The sequence below is a fragment of the Bradyrhizobium sp. genome (genome assembly GCF_049798375.1).
GTDB lineage: Bacteria > Pseudomonadota > Alphaproteobacteria > Rhizobiales > Xanthobacteraceae > Bradyrhizobium.
In genome coordinates, this window is sequence record NZ_JBARGP010000588.1 from 1 (window position 1) to 17,250 (window position 17,250).

Consider the following 17,250-nt stretch of genomic DNA (forward strand, 5'->3'; position numbering starts at 1 on the left):
CCTCGGCCTCGGCATCACCGATTTCGGCGATGTCGGCATTACCGACATCGCTGATCTCACCGATGTCCCTCCGCTGAAAGCCAACCATTACCGGGAGATTCAGCGCTGGTCCCGCGTGCTCGCCCGCCGCAGCTATGAGCTGGCGCAGACCGGTGCGATCCCGATCTTCCTGGGCGGCGATCATTCGCTCTCGATGGGATCGGTCAATGGCGTGGCACGCCACTGGCGGGAGGCCGGCCGCGATCTCTTCGTACTCTGGCTCGACGCGCATGCCGACTACAACACGCCGGAAACGACGCTATCCGCCAACATGCACGGCATGTCCGCTGCATTCCTGTGCGGCGAGCCGGGGCTCGATGGCCTCCTCGGTGACGACCCGCGCGCCCGGCTCAAACCGGATCAACTGGAACTGTTCGGTATCCGCTCGATCGACAAGCTCGAGGGAAACCTGCTACGGGCCCGGAAGATCAGCATCGTCGACATGCGGGCGATCGATGAATTCGGTGTCGGCGTGCTGATCAGGCGCGTCATCGACAAGGTGCGTGCACGCAATGGCGTGCTTCATGTCAGTTTCGACGTCGACTTTCTTGATCCCGACACTGCGCCGGGCGTCGGCACGACGGTGCCGGGCGGGGCGACCTATCGCGAAGCGCATCTCGTCATGGAGCTGTTGCACGATTCCAGGCTGGTTCGTTCGGTCGACATTGTCGAGCTCAATCCGTTCCTCGACGAACGTGGCAAGACGGCACGGGTCGCAGTCGAGTTGATCGGCAGCCTGTTCGGCCAACAGATCACCGATCGTCCGACGCCGAGCAACGCGATCGTACAGGATCACTAAGCGGCGGAGCTCGCCGGCGTAATCTGGTGGGCAGCGAAGTAGCTCTGCAGGCTGTCGGGCGCAGCTGTGGTGTCCGCCAGCGCGACATAGGTGTCGGGTCGAAGCAAATAGAGCGCATCGCGGACGAACCCCGCGGCCTCGTGCTCCGGCTGCCATGCGAAGACGTGCAGTCCGACGCCGTGTGTCGTGCACCACGCCGCGAGCTCTGCGTGAGCTTGCCCATAGACATGCACCTGCCAGCCGATCTCCTTCAGCGGCGCGTAATTGTCGACGCCGCCGGCGGCAATCCACGGCAGGCGATCGCCGGCGCGAATATGACCAGCCGTACCACGGCTCAACGGGCTGTCGTGATAGTTCACCATGATCTGCGAGACCGTCCGGAACATGTACTCGCGGACTGCCTCAAATCGCGTCGCAAGCGGTAATAGTACCGGTGCGATGCGGGTGCGCATGAGGTCCGCCACGCGGCCTTCCGCTGTGGCGAAGCTGAAAACCCGATCGGTGGTTGCGACCAAGCGCCGCGCAAAGCCGATGCGCTCGGCTTCGTAGCTATCGAGCAGGCGGTCCGGGGCATGGCCGGCCAGTACGCTCGCCAGCTTCCAGGCGAGATTGATGGCATCACCGATACCGGTATTCATGCCTTGGCCGCCAGCCGGGCTATGAATGTGCGCGGCATCGCCCACGAGAAAGGCGTGCCCCTTGCGGAAATGGTCGGTGACCCGGTGATGCACATGATAGGTCGAGAACCAGTTGACCTCGTCGACCTGCAGCTTCAGATGCTGGATCGCACGGTTGCTGACATCGCCAAATTCCAGATCGGAGGCCTGGTCTGCGCGTTCGTCGCGCACCGTTCCGATCAGCCGCACACGTCCTTTGTCATCTATCGGAAAGACACCAAGAAAATCGGCTTCGTCGAGATCGATATGCAATTCGCCATTGGCGGCCGTCCCGGTCGCATTGACATCCGCGACGTAGAACAGCTGTCGATAGGTCCCACCTGGGAAGCCGCTGCCGATGACGTTGCGGACGCGGGAGCGGGCACCGTCGCAGCCCACGATATAGCGTGCTTCGCAATCCTGCTCGGCGCCATCAGGACCACGCAGGCGGGCCAGAATGCTATCGGGCCGATCGGCGAAATCCACCAGCTCGATGTTGCGTTCGACCTGAATGCCGGCTTGCTCCAGCCGCTCGATCAGCAGCCGTTCGTGTTGATCCTGCGGAAAGATGTGCAGGAATGGATAGGGCGTCAATCCGGCGCCGACGTCTTCGAATGGGAGACGCGCGGCCCGCTGTCCTTCGACCCACATATTCACAGCTGGAACATGGTGTCCGCCGGCGATCACGGGATCGGTAAGATCAAGCTGTCGGTAGAGCTCGAGCGTTCGCGCCTGCAGTGCGAGGGCGCGCGAGGTGGTGCCCGGTTCGGATGTCTTGTCGATGATGCGAACGCTGACACCTTGTCGGGTCAGCCAGAGCGCGAGCACGAGGCCGGTCGGGCCGGCGCCAATAATCAGAACTTCATTCGGCATGGCGGGTCTCCCGGCGCATTTTACTGCTTCTCAATATGAATGGTCATCTGTCGAACATGAAAAAACGGATGCGCCTGTCGGATGGCTCCTCAGCTGTAGGCGAAGGGAACCATTCCGGGACGCACGTCTTTGAGATGATTCGCGCGTGCGAGCCCCAGCTTCTGGAAGACCTTTTCGTGGTTTGCTAGGGGGCCAATAAGGTGCTGAGATGCGTGACCCATGACGGAGTGCGCCGGAATGACGAAACCACACGATTCCTCCGAAGCTGCCACGCCTACGCGCCGACGTCTGCTTCGCGATGGCGCTGCTGCCGGCGGCGCCATGATCGTTGTCGGACTCGCCGGACGTGAAGCCTCTGCTGCGTCTGAAGGCAGCGGTAACCTGCCGCCGAATGTGCCGGAATGGATGAAGGCACCGGGCGACCCGATGGGCAGCCAGCCCTATGGCTCGCCGTCGCCATTCGAGCGGCACGTCGTCAAGAACATCTCGAAGAAGCTGCCGCAGTATATCTCCGCGTCGGGCCGGACGCCGCTGCAGGATCTCGACGGCATCATCACGCCGAACGGATTGTTTTATGAGCGTCATCATGGCGGCGTGCCGACGATCGATCCCGAGCAACATCGACTGATGGTGCACGGGCTCGTCGACCGGCCGCTGATCTTCACGGTCGACGACATCAGACGCTTTCCATCGGAATCGCGGATACACTTTCTCGAATGCTCCGGCAATCCGACCTACACCAAGCCCTACGGCAAGACCGCGTCCGATCTGGTCGGCCTGCTAAGCTGCGCCGAATGGACCGGCGTCCCGCTGAAGTTGGTGCTGCAAGAAGCCGGTCTGCAGCCGAACGCGAAATGGGTGGTTGCCGAGGGCGCGGATGCTGCGGCGCTGACACGCAGCATTCCGATCGAGAAATGCCTCGATGATGCGATGATCGTCTACAGCCAGAATGGCGAGCGGCTGCGGCCGCAGCAGGGCTATCCGCTTCGGCTGCTGCTGCCGGGCTTCGAAGGCAACATGAACGTGAAATGGCTGCGTCGGCTGCATGTCACGTCGGAGCCGGCCTATTCACGCGAGGAGACGTCGAAATACACCGACCTGATGCCGGATGGCATCGCACGCGAATTCACCTTCTACATGGAAGCGAAGTCGATCATCACGCGTCCATCGGGCGGCCAGCGGCTGGCCGATCGTGGCTACCACGAGATCACCGGTGTCGCCTGGAGCGGGCACGGCAAGATCAGCAAGGTCGAGGTCTCCGTCGACGGCGGCAAGAGCTGGCAGGATGCAAGGCTGCAAGAACCTATCTTGACACGCGCGCTGACCCGCTTTCGTTTGCCGTGGCAATGGGACGGCCTGCCGGCCACGATCCAGAGCCGGGCGACCGACGAGACCGGCTATGTTCAGCCGACATTGGCAGAGTTGGTCGCGGTACGCGGTGAAAATTCGTTCTATCACAACAACGCGATCTGGCCCTGGCAGATCGGAGCGGATGGCGAGGTGAGCAATGCGCTCGCATAGCTTTGGGATGATGGTCCTGATTGCGCTGGTCGCTGCGACGGCGAGCGCCCAGGCGCAAAGCAAATTCGGCATCGGCCGTGCTGCGACGCCTGACGAGATCGCGGGTTGGAATATCGATATCGGCCGCGACGGCGGCGGCCTGCCGCCGGGCAGCGGGACTGTGCGCCACGGCCATGAGATTTTTGTCCAGCAATGCGCGGCCTGTCACGGCGACAAGGCCGAAGGCGGCATCGGTGACAGGCTGGTCGGCGGGCAGGGGACACTCGCCACGGCCAAGCCGGTGCGCACCGTCGGCAGCTATTGGCCCTATGCGCCGACATTGTTCGATTACATCCGTCGCGCCATGCCGCAGAACGCGCCGCAGTCGCTGAGCAATGACGACGTCTACGCCGTGTCGGCCTATATTCTCAGCCTGAACGGGATCGTGCCCGCGGATGCGACGCTCGATGCCAAGAGCCTGGCCGCGGTCAGGATGCCGAACCGCAATGGGTTCGGTGGCGATCCACGGCCCGACGTGAAATGAAAGCGAGGCGTCAGAATTGCGGGCCGGCCTGCTGGGTGCGCCGCGTGCCGAACAATCCATCGATCCGGAATGAATAGCCGACGCCGGCGATATAGGATGGTGAATTGTGGTTGAGTCCGAAGGCGACGTGGAAGTCGATCTGCTCCTTCGGACTCAGATGATAGAGCCCGCCCGAATTGATCGACTGAGTCGGGCCTGCGCTCTGCGGATAGTCGCCGACATATTCAGTGAACAGGCTGAGTCTCTCGTTCAGCTTCTTTTCCAGCACGAATGTTGTTTCGGTGACGTGCTTTGTCGTAATCTCTTCGGGGCGGAAGAACTCGGTCAGCATGCCGCTGACGCCCAGCCGTCATGCAGTTCGTAGGACCAGGGGAGTTGTACGTAGGGCTGGGTGCCGCGGCCGGCGATATCGGCGGCGCCGGTCGGCAACGCCGCACCGACAACGACCGAGAGGCCAAACTTGCCTGGAATCGGGGTCACCTGCCATTTGATGGCAGGCGTCAGATCGGTGAATCCCATTGCGCCTTGTGCACGAACATTGCCGATATAGCTCGGCAGGTCGACCAACAGTTCGAGGCACGGCACGACGCCGAGCCGCCATCTTGTGTTGGTGCCGTCGATCGTATGGCCGCCGTGTTGGGCGCTGAGATTGATGCCGTTCTCGCTCTGGAAGCTACCCGTCGGGATCACTAGGCTGGAATTGGTGACATCAGGACGATCGGTTGCCAGCTCGTCCATAGTAGTCGGACAGGACTCCGCCTGCACGTCGGCCGCGTCGAACGCTGCAAGGAAAGCGAGAAGGGGCAGAAGGGCCGCACGGCTGACGACCGAACTTGACTTGACGTAACGCCACTTCACGACTTCCCCCACCCGACTGTCCAAGACCAAGAGCCGCCTCGCAGTCACGACCGGTGCCGCACGCCACTTATTCCCAATGCTCCCGTCCCCCTTGGCAGCCGAGGGTGCATTAGCGCTCGTCATAGTTGCCGACGCCGCGATATTCGCCTTTATGTTTCCCGGGATAGACCCGAAATCGCGCCAAATGTAGCCAGTTTTGGCCACAATCGGGGACGACCTAGCAGGTCATGAAGATTTTGGCCGTCATTTCGCTTCTGGCGCTGCTCGCAATTTCCGGTGCTGTCTATTCCGATCTGGTCCTGACCAGCGAACAGACCGTCACGCAGCACGCGAACTAAGCACACGCACTGCTATTCCGCGGCTTGCCCGAAGGGCGGGCGCATGGAGGCGAGACCATCGGTCTCGGCGGCGGAGATCGTCGTCCGTACCATCAGCCGCGGCTCCGGCGCCGGCCAGGGCCGTCCGCGGTGCATGGTGGCCCTGTTGTCCCACATCACCACGTCGCCTATCCGCCATTGATGCAGATAGAAGCTGCCGGGCGCGGTCGCTGCGGCCGTCAGTTCGTCGATCAGGGCTTTTCCAGCCGATGCCTCCATGCCCTCCACGGCGTAGGCGTGCGAGGCGATGTAGAGCGCGCCACGCCCATTGGCAGGGTTGCGCCAGACCAGCCGCCAGCATTGCGCCGGCAATGCTGCACGCTCTTCCGGGCTCGCCAGGTCGGGCGCGATCTGGCCGCGCGAATGGGCGTAGTCATGCCAGGCGTAGGAATTCTCGAGCTGCTGCTGCATGTCGGGTGCAAGACGTTCGAAGGCGAGACGGGTGGAGACGAATTCGGTCTCGCCGCCATGCTCCGGAATGATGCGCGCCGACAGGACCGAGGCCAACGCCGGCAGCCGCTTGAACGACGAATCAGTATGCCAAAGCTGGTTCGCCTTGGCGCGCAACGCCATTCGATGGTCGGGCGGTACGGCGCTCCCGTCAGGGCCGATCGTGGACAGCACCACGAAATAGGTGCCGGTCCCCTGGCTGCCGACCTTGGTGACCTCCGGTTGGCCGAACCGGCGGGAAAAGGCTAGCTGCACGTCGTCGCTGACGTCCTGGTCGCGCAGTACCAGGACGGAGTGTTCCTCGAATGCGGCACGAACCGCCGTATACGTGTCCTCGTCGGAGGCGATATCTGACAGCGTGGTGCCGCGCAGCTCTGCGCCAAAGCCTGGACCACAGGGAATGACATCCATGACCGATCCTCCTGCCGTTTGCTTGACGCGAGCTTAGGACAAGGCGGCGACGCTCGCAACGCCGGACCAGGATGTCGTTCCGCTGTCGCATTGCAAGATGATAGTTTGTATGAATGGCTTCTGGCGAAGCGGCTGCTGCGTTCGGCAGGGTGCGCTCCATATTGGATACGACATTGGCCGACGATCAAACCTCCACGACCGAAATTCCGGCGCATCAGGCGCCCCAGGGAAAGCTCAGCCTCCTGGCGCTCTCGGCCCTCGGCGTCGTGTTCGGCGATATCGGCACCAGCCCGCTCTATACGTTCAAGACCATTCTCGGTGTCGGCGAGCAGACCCCCGATCCTGCGTCCGTGCTCGGCGCCTTGTCGCTGGTGCTATGGACGCTGTTCATCATCACCACCATCAAATATGTGCTGTTCGCGATGCGCGTCGACAATGACGGCGAGGGCGGCATTCTGGCACTGATGGCGCTGCTTGGCGTCAAGCGACAGCACCGGCCGACCATCATCGCCGTGGGATTGTTCGGCGCCGCGCTGATCTATGGCGACGGCGCGATTACGCCGGCGATCTCGGTGTTGTCCGCGTTGGAAGGCGTCGACATGGCGACCCCAGCGCTGCAGCCCTATGTGGTCCCGGCGGCTGTCGTCATCCTGTTCGCGCTGTTTGCCATCCAGTCGCGTGGAACGGCGTCGATCGGCCGTTTGTTTGGTCCTGTGATGCTGGTCTGGTTCGTCACTATCGCAGTGCTGGGACTCGTAGGAATCGCAGCGCACCCGGCGGTGTTTGTGGCGCTCAATCCGCTCTATGGCCTGTCGTATCTCTTCTCCAGCGGTGCCACCGGCTTTCTCGTGCTGGGCGCGGTGTTCCTCTGCGTGACCGGCGCTGAAGCGCTTTACGCCGACATGGGACATTTCGGCGCGCGCCCAATCAAGCTCGCATGGTTCGCGATCGTGTTCCCGAGCCTGATCCTGAACTATGCCGGCCAGGCCGCATTGGTGCTGAACGGCGCGCCGACCGACGGCAATATCTTCTACCGGCTGTGTCCGCAGATGCTGCTGTTGCCGCTGATCGCCCTCGCAACATCGGCGACCATCATCGCGAGCCAGGCGGTCATCACCGGCGCGTTCTCGATGACCCGGCAGGCCATCCAGCTCGGCTGGCTGCCGCGGCTCTCGATCGTCCAGACGTCGTCGAAAGGCTATGGCCAAATCTATGTCGGGGTCGTCAACTGGCTTCTGATGGTCGTGACGCTCGGGCTTACCGTCGGGTTTCGCAAATCCGACAATCTGGCGTCGGCCTACGGTATCGCCGTGTCGCTGACGATGCTGATGACATCGGCGCTGTTGTTCATCGCCATGCGCGAGATCTGGCGCTGGAGCCTTCTCACGGCCGGTGCAGTTGCCGCCCTGTTTTTGACCATCGACAGCGCGTTCTTCCTCGCCAACCTGACCAAGATTGCGGAAGGCGGCTATGTGCCGCTGCTGCTTGCCGCCAGCGTTTACGGCGTGATGTGGATCTGGCATCGCGGCGCCGCGGCGGTTTCAGCCCGCTTTCGCGAGACACTTATTCTGCTGCCGGAGTTCATGGCTTCCGTCGATGACAAGAAAATCGCGCGCGTTCCTGGAACCGCGGTGTTCCTGACCCGCACCGAAGAAGGCGCGCCGCCGGTGATGCTTTGGCACGTGAAACACAACCGCGCGTTACATGAACACGTGTTCGTGCTGCGCGTCATGGTGCGGTCGGTGCCTTGGGTAAGCTCCGCGGGTCGAATCGATCTCAAAGAGGTTGTGCCGAATGTCTGGCGGGCCGAAGCCCGCTTTGGCTTCATGGAGCGTCCCCATATTCCGGAACTGCTCGCAGCCAGCAAAGCACTCGGTTGCACCATCGATCTTGCAGATGTGACCTATTACGTCGGCCATGAGACCGTGATCAGCCGTGAGGACGGCAAAGGCCTGCCGGCCTGGCAGGAACGTCTGTTCGCGCTCATGGAGCGCAACTCCGTTCATGTCAGCGACTTCTTCAGCCTTCCCCAGGATCGCGTCGTGGAGATCGGCCGGCAGGTTGCGATCTGACGGCGCGATGCGATCTACTCAATAGCGCGGCTCGTACATCTGCGCTTCGACATAGCCGAGCAAGTCGTTCGGCGCCGGCCCAGTGGCAAGACCGTTCTGATACGCCACGCTGGCGACCGCCGCGCCGATATGCGCCGAGACCTCGCGGATCCGGGGCAGCGCCGGATACAGGCTGCCCTGCTCGAGATCGGCGCCGGTGACGCAATTGGCGAGCGTGTGGGCTGCAGCCATGAACATCTCGTCGGTAATCAGCCGTGCGCCGCTCGCGATCGCGCCGAGACCCACTCCCGGGAAGATGTAGGAGTTGTTGCCCTGGCGCGGCACGAATGTCCTGTCATCGAGCCTGACCGGATCGTAGGGACTGCCGCAAGCGAACAGTGCCCGGCCGCCGGTGAGGCGATAGGCGGCTTCGGCCGAGCACTCGGCCTTCGAGGTCGGGTTGGATAGCGCAAAGATGATCGGACGCTCATTGAGCTCGCCCATCGTCTGCAGCACCTCGGGCGTGAAGGCGCCACCCACCGCGGCGACTCCGATGATCGCCGTGGGCTTCAGCATCTTGATCGCGGTGAGGAAGTCGCCGATCGGGGCTTGCTCGTGGGCGTAGCGCAGCTTGTGGCCGCTGAGATTGTCTCGGCCTTTCACCACGAGCCCGCGCGAATCCGTCAGCGAGTTGCGGAGCAGCGCCTCGGCCTCCGACAACCCCTCCGCCATCATGGCGGACACGACGAGGTCGGCAATTCCCGTCGCGGCCTCGCCGGCGCCGAGGAACAGCACGGTCTGGTCGCGCAGATGGCCGCCCTTGATGCGAAGCGCAGAAAACAGGCCAGCGAGCGCCACCGCCGCGGTGCCCTGGATGTCGTCATTGAAGACGCAGGCATCGTCGCGATATTTGTGCAGCAGCTTGAACGCCGAGTGATTGGCGAAATCCTCGAACTGGATCAGCACGCCCGGGAAGGTCGCGCGTGCGGCCGTCATGAATTCATCGACAAAGGCCTCATAGGCCTCGCCGGTGAGGCGCTTCTGACGCAGGCCGATATAATGGGGATCGTTGAGGAACTCTTCGTTGTTGGTGCCGACGTCGAGCATGACAGGCAGGCAGAGCTCCGGGTGAATGCCGGCACAGGCCGAATACAGCGACAGCTTGCCGACCGGAATGCCCATGCCATGGGCGCCGAGGTCACCAAGGCCCAGGATGCGCTCGCCGTCGCTGACGACGATCAGCTTGGTCCGATAAGGCCAGCGCGCGAGAATGTCCGCGATCCGCCCGCGATCGTTGGCGGAGATGAACAGCCCGCGCGGCCGCTGAAAGATCAGTCCGTATTTCTGGCAGGCAAGGCCGACGGTCGGGGTATAGATCAGCGGCTGAATCTCGTCGATATGGTCGCAGACGACGCGGAAGAACAGCGCCTCGTTGCGGTCATGAAGCGAATTTAGCGCCACATACTTGTCGAGATCGTTCGGCAGGCTGCGCAAATTGAGCAGGATGCGCTCGACCTGATCCTGCATCGACAGCACGCCCGCGGGCAGGAAGCCACGCAACCCGAGTTCATCGCGCTCCTTCTCGGTGAAACCGGTGCCCTTGTTGAGCAGAGGATCGCGCAAGAGTGGCAAGCCGCATGGCAAGTTTTGTTGCGCCGGTCGCGGAATCGATCGTTCTGACATCGTCAAGGCGGCCTCCTAAGAAACGCTTCTGTTTAGCTTCGCCAAATCGGAGCGCAAGCCTTGACAAAGATCAGGCGCGGAAACATGGCAACTCGCGGTGGCATAGCATGGAAGCGCTATCGCAGTGCACCAAACACGTGTTGCGACTGCGATGGGATTTGTCCCGGCGTCTTGGCGAATCAAGAAGGGATCGATCAGGTCGAACTGCCCACCACGAATGATCCGAGCAGCGCCAGCACGGCGAGCGCCATAAGCGCAGTTCCAATCCAGCCCAATCCGATCAGCCAGGATTGTGCGCGGAAGCGGCCCATGAGCTTGGTGTTGGATACGATCACCATCATCATCACCATGATGGGGACCGCGACGATGCCGTTGAGCACCGCGCTCCACACCAACATGTGAATCGCGTCGATGCCGGTGAAGCCGAGACCGAAGCCGATCACGGTTGCGGCAGCGATGATGGTGTAGAAGCCCGTCGCCTCGTCCGGCTTGGCTTCCAGCGTTGCACGCCAGCCGAACACCTCGGAGACGCCGTAGGCGGCGGAGCCGGCAAGCACGGGGATGGCGAGCATGCCGGTGCCGATGATGCCGAGCGCGAACAGCACAAAGGTGAAGTTTCCGGCCAGCGGCCGTAGCGCTTCGGCGGCCTGCGTCGCCGAACTGATGTTAGTAGCGCCATGGGTATGGAGCACGGTTGCCGTCGTGAGGATGATGAAGAAGGCGATCACATTGGACAGGCCCATCCCGACGCTCGTATCGATCCTGATCCGCTCCAGATCGAGATGGCTATCACGCCGCAGCTCCCGCAGCGGACGGTCGACCTTGCCCTGGTTCATCTCCTCCACTTCCTGCGAGGCCTGCCAGAAGAACAGATAAGGGCTGATCGTGGTGCCGAGGACGGCGACGACCATGAGGAAGTAGTCCGCGTTGACGGTGGCCTTCGGCCAGACCGCGGCGAGCAGGGCGGTGCTCCAGGGAATCTTCACGGTGAACGCGGTGGCCACATAGGCGAACAGCGCGAGCGTCAGGAATTTGAGTACGGGCGAATAACGACGGTAGGGCACGAAGACCTGCAGCAGCGTCGAGGTCGCCGCAAAGATCAGGGCGTGCTCATGATTGAGGCCGCCGATCACGAGCGACAGCGCCTCGCCCATTGCGGCGATGTCGGCTGCGATGTTGACGGTGTTGGCACCGACCAGCAGGCAGACCAGGCCAAGCACAATCCAGCGCGGCGCCACCTCCATGACATTGGCCGCAAGGCCCTTGCCGGTGACGCGTCCGATCCGGGCGCTGACGAGCTGGATCGCGATCATGAACGGCGTCGTGAGGAAAACGGTCCACAGCAGCCCGAAGCCGAACTGAGCACCGGCTTGCGAGTAGGTGGCGATACCCGAGGGATCGTCGTCCGCGGCCCCGGTCACCAGACCCGGACCGAGCAGACGCAGAATCCGCCAGCCCGAGCGCTTTGACGACTGCGCCTGCGCGCGCGCTGGTGAAGCGGTCTCGGTCGTCAAGATCATTCTCCGGCTGGTCGACTTCCGGGAGCGCGATGCCGCAAAGTCAAGTCGGAGTGCCGGCAAATAGTTCCCGGGTCCTCGACAACAGCACGGGCGGCGAAACGCTAACGGATGCTGACAAGCTTGCCCCAGACCGCGGCGAGGATCGCCGCCGTCAGGACATAGTGCGGGTTATCGCAGAGCGGTCCACCATAGCTGCAGACGTCGTCACTGATCGAACCGATCTCATGATGACCAGAGACGTAAAGCAGTCCGAACAGCACGCCGAGTACGGCGGCGACGTTATACATGCCGGGTCTCCTTGTGCTTCATCGCCCGCACGCACTGCGCATCACAGCGGCCGTTTGTCACGAGGCACTGTGCGCTTGACCCGTCGGGCAAATCAGGTGCAGATTGGCATCATCGACGAGACTATAGAGCCCGCGCCGCGCAATCGGCAGCGGGTTTTTCGTTGGAGAGCTCAGAACTCGGGAAGCGGTTTCGACGCGCCCAAAACGATCCACCGCATTTTCATCAAATTTGACACGTCGGGCAAATCACCTGCATGATGTCATCATCGACAATGTCGCAATTGCGATAAAGCCAGCCCGCAGCCGGATCATCGGCATGCGGGCTTTTGTTTGCCCGGACACGGGCTGTTGTTCACCCAGACATTCCTGTTCGGACGGCGATCCGCACAACGGGACGCCCACAGCTGCTTTGCGTCGATCGCGCGTCGCCGTCCACCCCTGCACCCGAGCGTTGCGTGCGATAGCGCGCGCGCTCGATCAATATTGGCCGGTCCGCGCGAACGGGCTGGTCTGTGGCGCGGCCGATGTCGCCGCTGCCCGTTAGGATCTTTCCCCATCATTCAAGCGCAGCAGAAGCAGAGCATGCCCAAGACCCTTACCGAGCTGCGCGCCGATTTTCAACATCTGCGACGGTGGCGGAAGAGTGTCGAACAGGCCCAGAGTTATACCTTCAAAGCGGTAATCACCATCATCGTCAGCGGCTTCCTCGGCGCGGTCTGGCTCGGCGTCAAGGCGATGCTCGGCAAGTGAGCGGTGGGACGTCGCGACGAGCGATCGCGACGTCCCATCCGTGTGCAATGGCAAGGAGCTCAGGATGTACCGGATCCGGGAAGTCGACGTGCTCGACGACGAGGTTGTCGACCTGCTGACCGATCTGCACCGCACGACATTCCTGAGCAGCGCACCGCTGCCGAGGTTTGAGGTCGGTCACTGGTGGGTCGCAAGCCAGTACCGGGTGCCCGTCGCCTTCGCCGGGCTCGTGCCTTCGGTGGTGATGTCGGACTGCGGATATTTTTGCCGCGTCGGGGTGATCAGGTCGCATTGCGGTCGCGGCTTGCAGTTGCGGCTGATGCGGGTCTCGGAACAGCGCGCACGGCATAATGGTTGGCACGGCGTAATCTCCGATACGACCGACAACGTCGTCTCGGCGAACAATTTCATTCGCGCCGGCTATCGCATGTTCGAACCACGATCGCCGTGGGGCTGGGCGCACACGCTCTATTGGCGCAAGATGTTCAAACCGCTGTCGCGGAGTAGCCGATTGGCAAACCGTTTGGCCTGAGTTCGCCGGCGCCGTGCGCGCCGCAGCACCGCTTTTCTCGCCCGGTGGCCATGTGGCTACCGGGCTTTTTTTGTGCGACGAGGTGGGATAACCAGCAGAGTGCACTGCTTCCGGCTGTCCCCGAGGTTCCTCCGGGGAGCCGGTGTTCAAGATCACGAAGATGATCGCTACCAAGGGAAGGAATGCGGCGTATGGGTGCCAAAGTGTCGTTGCCCGATCGACCGTCGCGCGCGAAAGATGCGCCGACCGCGCTCGATGGGCTGCTCGTGATCGATTTCACCCGTGTCGTGGCGGGGCCAGCCTGCACGCAAACCTTGGGAGATTTCGGCGCGGAGGTCATCAAGATCGAAAATCCGGATGGCGGCGACGACACCCGTGCCTACGAGCACGCGGAAGTTGCCGGCGAAAGCGCTGCCTTCATCAGCTTGAACCGCAACAAGCGTGGCATCGCGCTCGACCTTACAATTCCCGGAGCCCGCGACGTGGCGCGCGACCTGATCGCCAAAGCCGATGTCGTCGTGGAGAATTTCTCCGCGACCGTGATGGGAAAATTCGGCCTGGATTATGCGAGTGTATCTCCCGCAAATCCGCGGCTGATTTATTGCTCGATCTCGGCCTACGGGCGAAAAGGTCCATTCGCATGGCGTCCCGGGTTCGACCCCATAACGCAGGCGGAAAGTGGATTCATGTCGTTGAACGGCTTTCCGGACGGACCTCCGGTGCGGACGGGACCGCCGATCGTCGACATGGCGACGGGAATGTCGGCGTGCAATGCCATCCTGCTGGCGCTGTTGGCCCGTGAGCGGCTTGGGCGCGGGCAGCATGTGGAGATCGCTCTCTATGATACGGCCATGGCCATGACCGGCTTCTACGGCATGGCCTATCTGATGAGTGGAAACAATCCAGGGCGTTTCGGCAACTCCCCGAACGGGTCTCCCAGCGTCGGCGTTTACGAAGCCTCGGACGGCCCGTTTTACATCGCATGTGCCAACGATCGGCTCTATCGCCGCCTCGTGACCGACGTGCTCAAACGACCTGACCTCGTTACGGATCCGCAGTTCGCCACGCGAAAGGAGCGTTCGGCGAACAAGGAGAAGTTGCGAACGATTATTGCAGAGGTCTTCGCGACCGACCAGCTCGAGAACTGGATGGCAAAAATGAAGAAGGCGAACATACCGGCCGGTTATCTGCGGAGCGTCGAGCAGGGATTCAACGCGCCCGAGGCGCGCGATCGTGACCGGCTCTCCCGTATCCCGCATCCAACCGCCGGGTGGGTACCGAACATCGAGACGCCGATCACCATGGAGCTCACACCAACGGTTACGCCGGTTGCTGCGCCATTGCTTGGCCAGCATACGAATGAGGTCCTGCGGGGCACGCTGGGCTATGACGAATACCGCATTGCAGCGCTGCGCCAAGCCGGAGCCTTCGGTAAGGCCGCCGAATGATGCTTGCTGGCGTCAGACGTAGGTCGGCCAGGCTTGGTTGCCAACGCGAGGATAACGGATAACAATGAACCGAAGAGGTGGAGCAGAGCGTTGGCACTCGCGCCGGTGCTTCGCGAGTCATCCCTGCTGGGCGCAAAGGATCGGTCAATTGGCAAGGAAATCGACAATGGCAAAGATACCGACCCAGAGCTCCATCGGCAGTCCGTGATGAGCGATCCCTTTGCCCCCGTCGCCGAGCGGGTCCGCGCCCTCCTGCCAGCGCTTCGAACTCGGGCTGAGCAGACTGAGGAACTGCGGCGCTTGCCGCCGGAAACCGAGCAAGCTCTGCACGACGCTCAACTGTTCCGAATCCTGCAGCCGAAGCGGGTCGGGGGGCTTGAGCTCGATTATGTGGCGTTGGTGGATTGCACGGATCTGCTTGCGCAAGCCGATGCATCGGTCGCCTGGAATGTCGCCAATCTCGCCAGCCATCATTGGATGCTGGCGATGTTCAATCGTCGGGCGCAGGACAGAGTTTGGGGCGAGGACCCCAATGTCCTGATCGCGTCCTCTTTCATCTTCCCGGCCGGCCGTGCGCGGCGCGTGAAGGGCGGCTATGAACTGCGCGGGAGCTGGCCGTTGTCATCCGGCGTCGCCTCGTGCCAGTGGAATATGCTCGCCAGTGTCGTTGCGTCCGAAGACGAAGCGGATGGTGTGGAATACCGCATCTTCCTGCTACCAAAGGCGGACTATACGATTCTCGACACATGGAGGGCCGCCGGTCTGCGCGGAACGGCGTCGAATGATGTCGAAGTGCGCGATGCCTTTGTCGCCGACGAAATGACGATCGCGGTAAGCGACCTGAGCGGTGGTGCTACGCCCGGCAGCGCAAGCAATCCGAATGCGCTCTATAAGCTGCCGGTGTTCTCGCTGTTTCCGTTTGTCATCTCCGGGGTGGCGCTTGGCAATGCGCAGGCCTGCCTCGATGACTATATCGAAGGTGCCCAGCATCGGGCGTCCACCTATAACCGCGCCAGGCTCGGCGATCTCCAGAGTACGCAGATCAAGATCGCCGAAGCATCCGCCAAGATCGACGCTGCCCGCATGATCATGCGTTCAAGCTGCGTCGGTGCGATGACCTGCGCGAGAGATGACCGTATTCCTGACATGGCGACCAAGACCCGCTACCGCCGTGACGGAGCCTATTCCGTCAATCTCTGCACGGAAGCGGTGTCGTTGTTGTTCGCCGCGAGCGGCGCGCGCGGCTTGTTCACGTCGGGCGTTCTGCAGCGACAATTTCGCGATGCGCATGCAATCAATTCCCACATCGCGTTCAATTTCGACGCGGCAGGCACCAGCTATGGGCGGGTTGCGCTGGGGCTGCCGTCAGATAATCTGACGCTCTGAGGCATCCGGATGAGTGATACGCCAAAGCATCCGGCTAGCCCAGATCCCGGGAACGAGCTGGCCAGCGATAGTTCTCCGATTGATCCGCGAGACTTCCGCAACGCGCTGGGGACCTATGCGACCGGAGTCACGATTATTACGGCTGCCGACAGCGGCGAGAAGCCGTACGGTCTGACTTGCAATTCTTTTGCATCAGTCTCCCTCAACCCGCCGCTCGTGCTCTGGAGCTTATTGCTGTATTCCTCGAGCCTCAATGTGTTCCAGAACGCGAGCCATTTTGCAGTCAACGTGTTAGGCAGGTCGCAGCAGGCACTGGCCAGCAAATTTGCGAAATCATCCGAGGGCAAATTTGCTGGTGTGGATTGGAAAGCTGGTCTTGGTGGAGCGCCTTTGCTCGCCGAGAGCGTGGCCACTTTTCAATGTCGGTCCGTGAACCGTTACTACGGTGGAGATCACGTGATCTTTCTTGGTGCAGTGGAAGCGTACGCCTACAATCGCGACGAACCGCTGCTGTTCTTGCGCGGTAGCTTCGGTCGGTTCTCAGCCGATGAGGACCTTAAAAAACAGTAAGGCTTCGGCACGCCGGACCTTGGATTGCGTTGTCCGCCTCGTTCTGTTCGCGTGTCCGATAATGAATGTTCAGATCTTTATCTTGTCGATCCGTCATGCAGCGCTGTCGCAAATCCTTGTGCGGCCATTAGTGGAAGCTTGCTGCTGGCCGATATGCCATCACGACGGAGTTTGCCGTATGAAATTTCCCCGCCTCGCCATCGTTATGCTTGCGTTGTGCATTTTCGCGCCATGGCATCCGGCCAAGGCCGCCGACGTCATTTGCTACAATTGTCCGCCGGAATGGGCAGATTGGGCATCCATGCTCAAGTCCATCAAGGCCGATTTGATTACGAAATTCCGCATGACAACAAGAACTCGGGACAGGCACTCGCTCAGATTCTGGCCGAGAGAACAATCCGCTGGCCGATATCAGCTATTTTGGCGTGACCTTCGGCATGAAGGCCAAGACGCAGGATGCGCTCCCGCCAGATATACGAATGTAATTCGCAATCCGTGACATCCGCCAATGTCGAT

The 17,250-nt window shown here is 61.9% G+C and carries 16 protein-coding genes and 1 pseudogene; 10 read left to right on the forward strand and 7 right to left on the reverse strand.

What is annotated here, in order from left to right; translation table 11 throughout:
• A partial coding sequence (gene rocF / locus WA702_RS23520; protein ID WP_425112954.1) for an arginase occupies positions 1-838 on the forward strand: 838 nt, incomplete at its 5' end.
• Here the strand turns inward: rocF and WA702_RS23525 are convergent.
• Positions 835-2,367, reverse strand: coding sequence for an FAD-dependent oxidoreductase (locus WA702_RS23525; protein WP_425112955.1), 1,533 nt, complete (start codon positions 2,365-2,367; stop codon positions 835-837). The two genes, rocF and WA702_RS23525, sit on opposite strands and share 4 nt — an antisense overlap.
• 237 nt (positions 2,368-2,604) lie before the next feature.
• Here WA702_RS23525 and soxC point away from each other — a divergent pair, with 237 nt between their 5' ends.
• On the forward strand, positions 2,605-3,888 hold the full coding sequence (gene soxC, locus WA702_RS23530) for a sulfite dehydrogenase (RefSeq protein WP_425112956.1): 1,284 nt from the start codon (positions 2,605-2,607) through the stop codon (positions 3,886-3,888).
• Positions 3,889-3,895: 7 nt separating this feature from the next.
• On the forward strand, positions 3,896-4,411 hold the full coding sequence (locus WA702_RS23535) for a c-type cytochrome (protein ID WP_425112957.1): 516 nt from the start codon (positions 3,896-3,898) through the stop codon (positions 4,409-4,411).
• 10 nt (positions 4,412-4,421) lie between these two features.
• On the opposite strand, the gene WA702_RS23540 is transcribed toward WA702_RS23535, so the two are convergent.
• The 3 genes from WA702_RS23540 to WA702_RS23550 form a co-directional block, all read right to left on the reverse strand.
• The gene (locus tag WA702_RS23540) at positions 4,422-4,742 is read right to left on the reverse strand and encodes a transporter (protein WP_425112958.1); all 321 of its coding nucleotides are present in this window, start codon (positions 4,740-4,742) and stop codon (positions 4,422-4,424) included.
• A complete protein-coding gene (locus tag WA702_RS23545; protein WP_425112959.1) occupies positions 4,736-5,281 on the reverse strand; it encodes a transporter in 546 nt (181 codons plus the stop codon). The genes WA702_RS23540 and WA702_RS23545 overlap by 7 nt, the downstream gene beginning before the upstream one ends.
• A gap of 338 nt (positions 5,282-5,619) precedes the next feature.
• A complete protein-coding gene (locus WA702_RS23550) occupies positions 5,620-6,507 on the reverse strand; it encodes a TauD/TfdA dioxygenase family protein (RefSeq protein WP_425112960.1) in 888 nt (295 codons plus the stop codon).
• Between the two features lie 113 nt (positions 6,508-6,620).
• On the opposite strand from WA702_RS23550, the gene WA702_RS23555 reads away from it, so the two are divergent.
• Positions 6,621-8,579: a potassium transporter Kup gene (locus tag WA702_RS23555; protein ID WP_425112961.1), complete on the forward strand. Its 1,959-nt coding sequence runs from the start codon at positions 6,621-6,623 to the stop codon at positions 8,577-8,579.
• Between the two features lie 18 nt (positions 8,580-8,597).
• Here WA702_RS23555 and WA702_RS23560 read toward each other — a convergent pair whose 3' ends face one another.
• The 3 genes from WA702_RS23560 to WA702_RS23570 all read right to left on the reverse strand — a co-directional run bounded on the left by WA702_RS23560 (position 8,598) and on the right by WA702_RS23570 (position 12,048).
• A complete protein-coding gene (locus WA702_RS23560) occupies positions 8,598-10,190 on the reverse strand; it encodes an NAD-dependent malic enzyme (RefSeq protein ID WP_425112962.1) in 1,593 nt (530 codons plus the stop codon).
• A gap of 245 nt (positions 10,191-10,435) precedes the next feature.
• Positions 10,436-11,761: an NRAMP family divalent metal transporter gene (locus tag WA702_RS23565; protein ID WP_425112963.1), complete on the reverse strand. Its 1,326-nt coding sequence runs from the start codon at positions 11,759-11,761 to the stop codon at positions 10,436-10,438.
• A 101-nt stretch (positions 11,762-11,862) separates the two neighbouring features.
• Complete coding sequence (locus tag WA702_RS23570; protein ID WP_425112964.1) at positions 11,863-12,048, reverse strand: hypothetical protein; 186 nt, start codon at positions 12,046-12,048, stop codon at positions 11,863-11,865.
• 582 nt (positions 12,049-12,630) lie between these two features.
• Here WA702_RS23570 and WA702_RS23575 point away from each other — a divergent pair.
• The 6 genes and pseudogenes from WA702_RS23575 to WA702_RS23600 form a co-directional block, all read left to right on the forward strand.
• A complete protein-coding gene (locus WA702_RS23575; RefSeq protein WP_425112978.1) occupies positions 12,631-12,798 on the forward strand; it encodes a hypothetical protein in 168 nt (55 codons plus the stop codon).
• A 64-nt stretch (positions 12,799-12,862) separates the two neighbouring features.
• Positions 12,863-13,330: a GNAT family N-acetyltransferase gene (locus tag WA702_RS23580; RefSeq protein WP_425112965.1), complete on the forward strand. Its 468-nt coding sequence runs from the start codon at positions 12,863-12,865 to the stop codon at positions 13,328-13,330.
• 191 nt (positions 13,331-13,521) lie between these two features.
• Positions 13,522-14,778 carry a CaiB/BaiF CoA transferase family protein gene (locus WA702_RS23585; protein WP_425112966.1) on the forward strand — a complete coding sequence of 419 codons (1,257 nt, stop codon included), beginning with the start codon at positions 13,522-13,524 and terminating at the stop codon, positions 14,776-14,778.
• Between the two features lie 207 nt (positions 14,779-14,985).
• On the forward strand, positions 14,986-16,164 hold the full coding sequence (locus WA702_RS23590; protein WP_425112977.1) for an acyl-CoA dehydrogenase family protein: 1,179 nt from the start codon (positions 14,986-14,988) through the stop codon (positions 16,162-16,164).
• 9 nt (positions 16,165-16,173) lie between these two features.
• The gene (locus WA702_RS23595; protein WP_425112967.1) at positions 16,174-16,734 is read left to right on the forward strand and encodes a flavin reductase family protein; all 561 of its coding nucleotides are present in this window, start codon (positions 16,174-16,176) and stop codon (positions 16,732-16,734) included.
• A gap of 178 nt (positions 16,735-16,912) precedes the next feature.
• Positions 16,913-17,204: pseudogene (locus WA702_RS23600) on the forward strand (ABC transporter substrate-binding protein); the annotation flags it as partial.
• Positions 17,205-17,250 lie beyond the last annotated feature (46 nt).

Excerpts from the sequence above, each read along its gene's own strand:
- WA702_RS23525 (WP_425112955.1), bottom strand. The coding sequence starts at position 2,367 with ATGCCGAATGAAGTTCTGATTATTGGCGCCGGCCCGACCGGCCTCGTG.
- soxC (WP_425112956.1), top strand. The coding sequence starts at position 2,605 with ATGACGAAACCACACGATTCCTCCGAAGCTGCCACGCCTACGCGCCGA.
- WA702_RS23535 (WP_425112957.1), top strand. The coding sequence starts at position 3,896 with ATGATGGTCCTGATTGCGCTGGTCGCTGCGACGGCGAGCGCCCAGGCG.
- WA702_RS23540 (WP_425112958.1), bottom strand. The coding sequence starts at position 4,742 with ATGCTGACCGAGTTCTTCCGCCCCGAAGAGATTACGACAAAGCACGTC.
- WA702_RS23550 (WP_425112960.1), bottom strand. The coding sequence starts at position 6,507 with ATGGATGTCATTCCCTGTGGTCCAGGCTTTGGCGCAGAGCTGCGCGGC.
- WA702_RS23555 (WP_425112961.1), top strand. The coding sequence starts at position 6,621 with ATGGCTTCTGGCGAAGCGGCTGCTGCGTTCGGCAGGGTGCGCTCCATA.
- WA702_RS23565 (WP_425112963.1), bottom strand. The coding sequence starts at position 11,761 with ATGATCTTGACGACCGAGACCGCTTCACCAGCGCGCGCGCAGGCGCAG.
- WA702_RS23570 (WP_425112964.1), bottom strand. The coding sequence starts at position 12,048 with ATGTATAACGTCGCCGCCGTACTCGGCGTGCTGTTCGGACTGCTTTAC.
- WA702_RS23575 (WP_425112978.1), top strand. The coding sequence starts at position 12,631 with ATGCCCAAGACCCTTACCGAGCTGCGCGCCGATTTTCAACATCTGCGA.
- WA702_RS23580 (WP_425112965.1), top strand. The coding sequence starts at position 12,863 with ATGTACCGGATCCGGGAAGTCGACGTGCTCGACGACGAGGTTGTCGAC.
- WA702_RS23585 (WP_425112966.1), top strand. The coding sequence starts at position 13,522 with ATGGGTGCCAAAGTGTCGTTGCCCGATCGACCGTCGCGCGCGAAAGAT.
- WA702_RS23590 (WP_425112977.1), top strand. The coding sequence starts at position 14,986 with ATGAGCGATCCCTTTGCCCCCGTCGCCGAGCGGGTCCGCGCCCTCCTG.
- WA702_RS23595 (WP_425112967.1), top strand. The coding sequence starts at position 16,174 with ATGAGTGATACGCCAAAGCATCCGGCTAGCCCAGATCCCGGGAACGAG.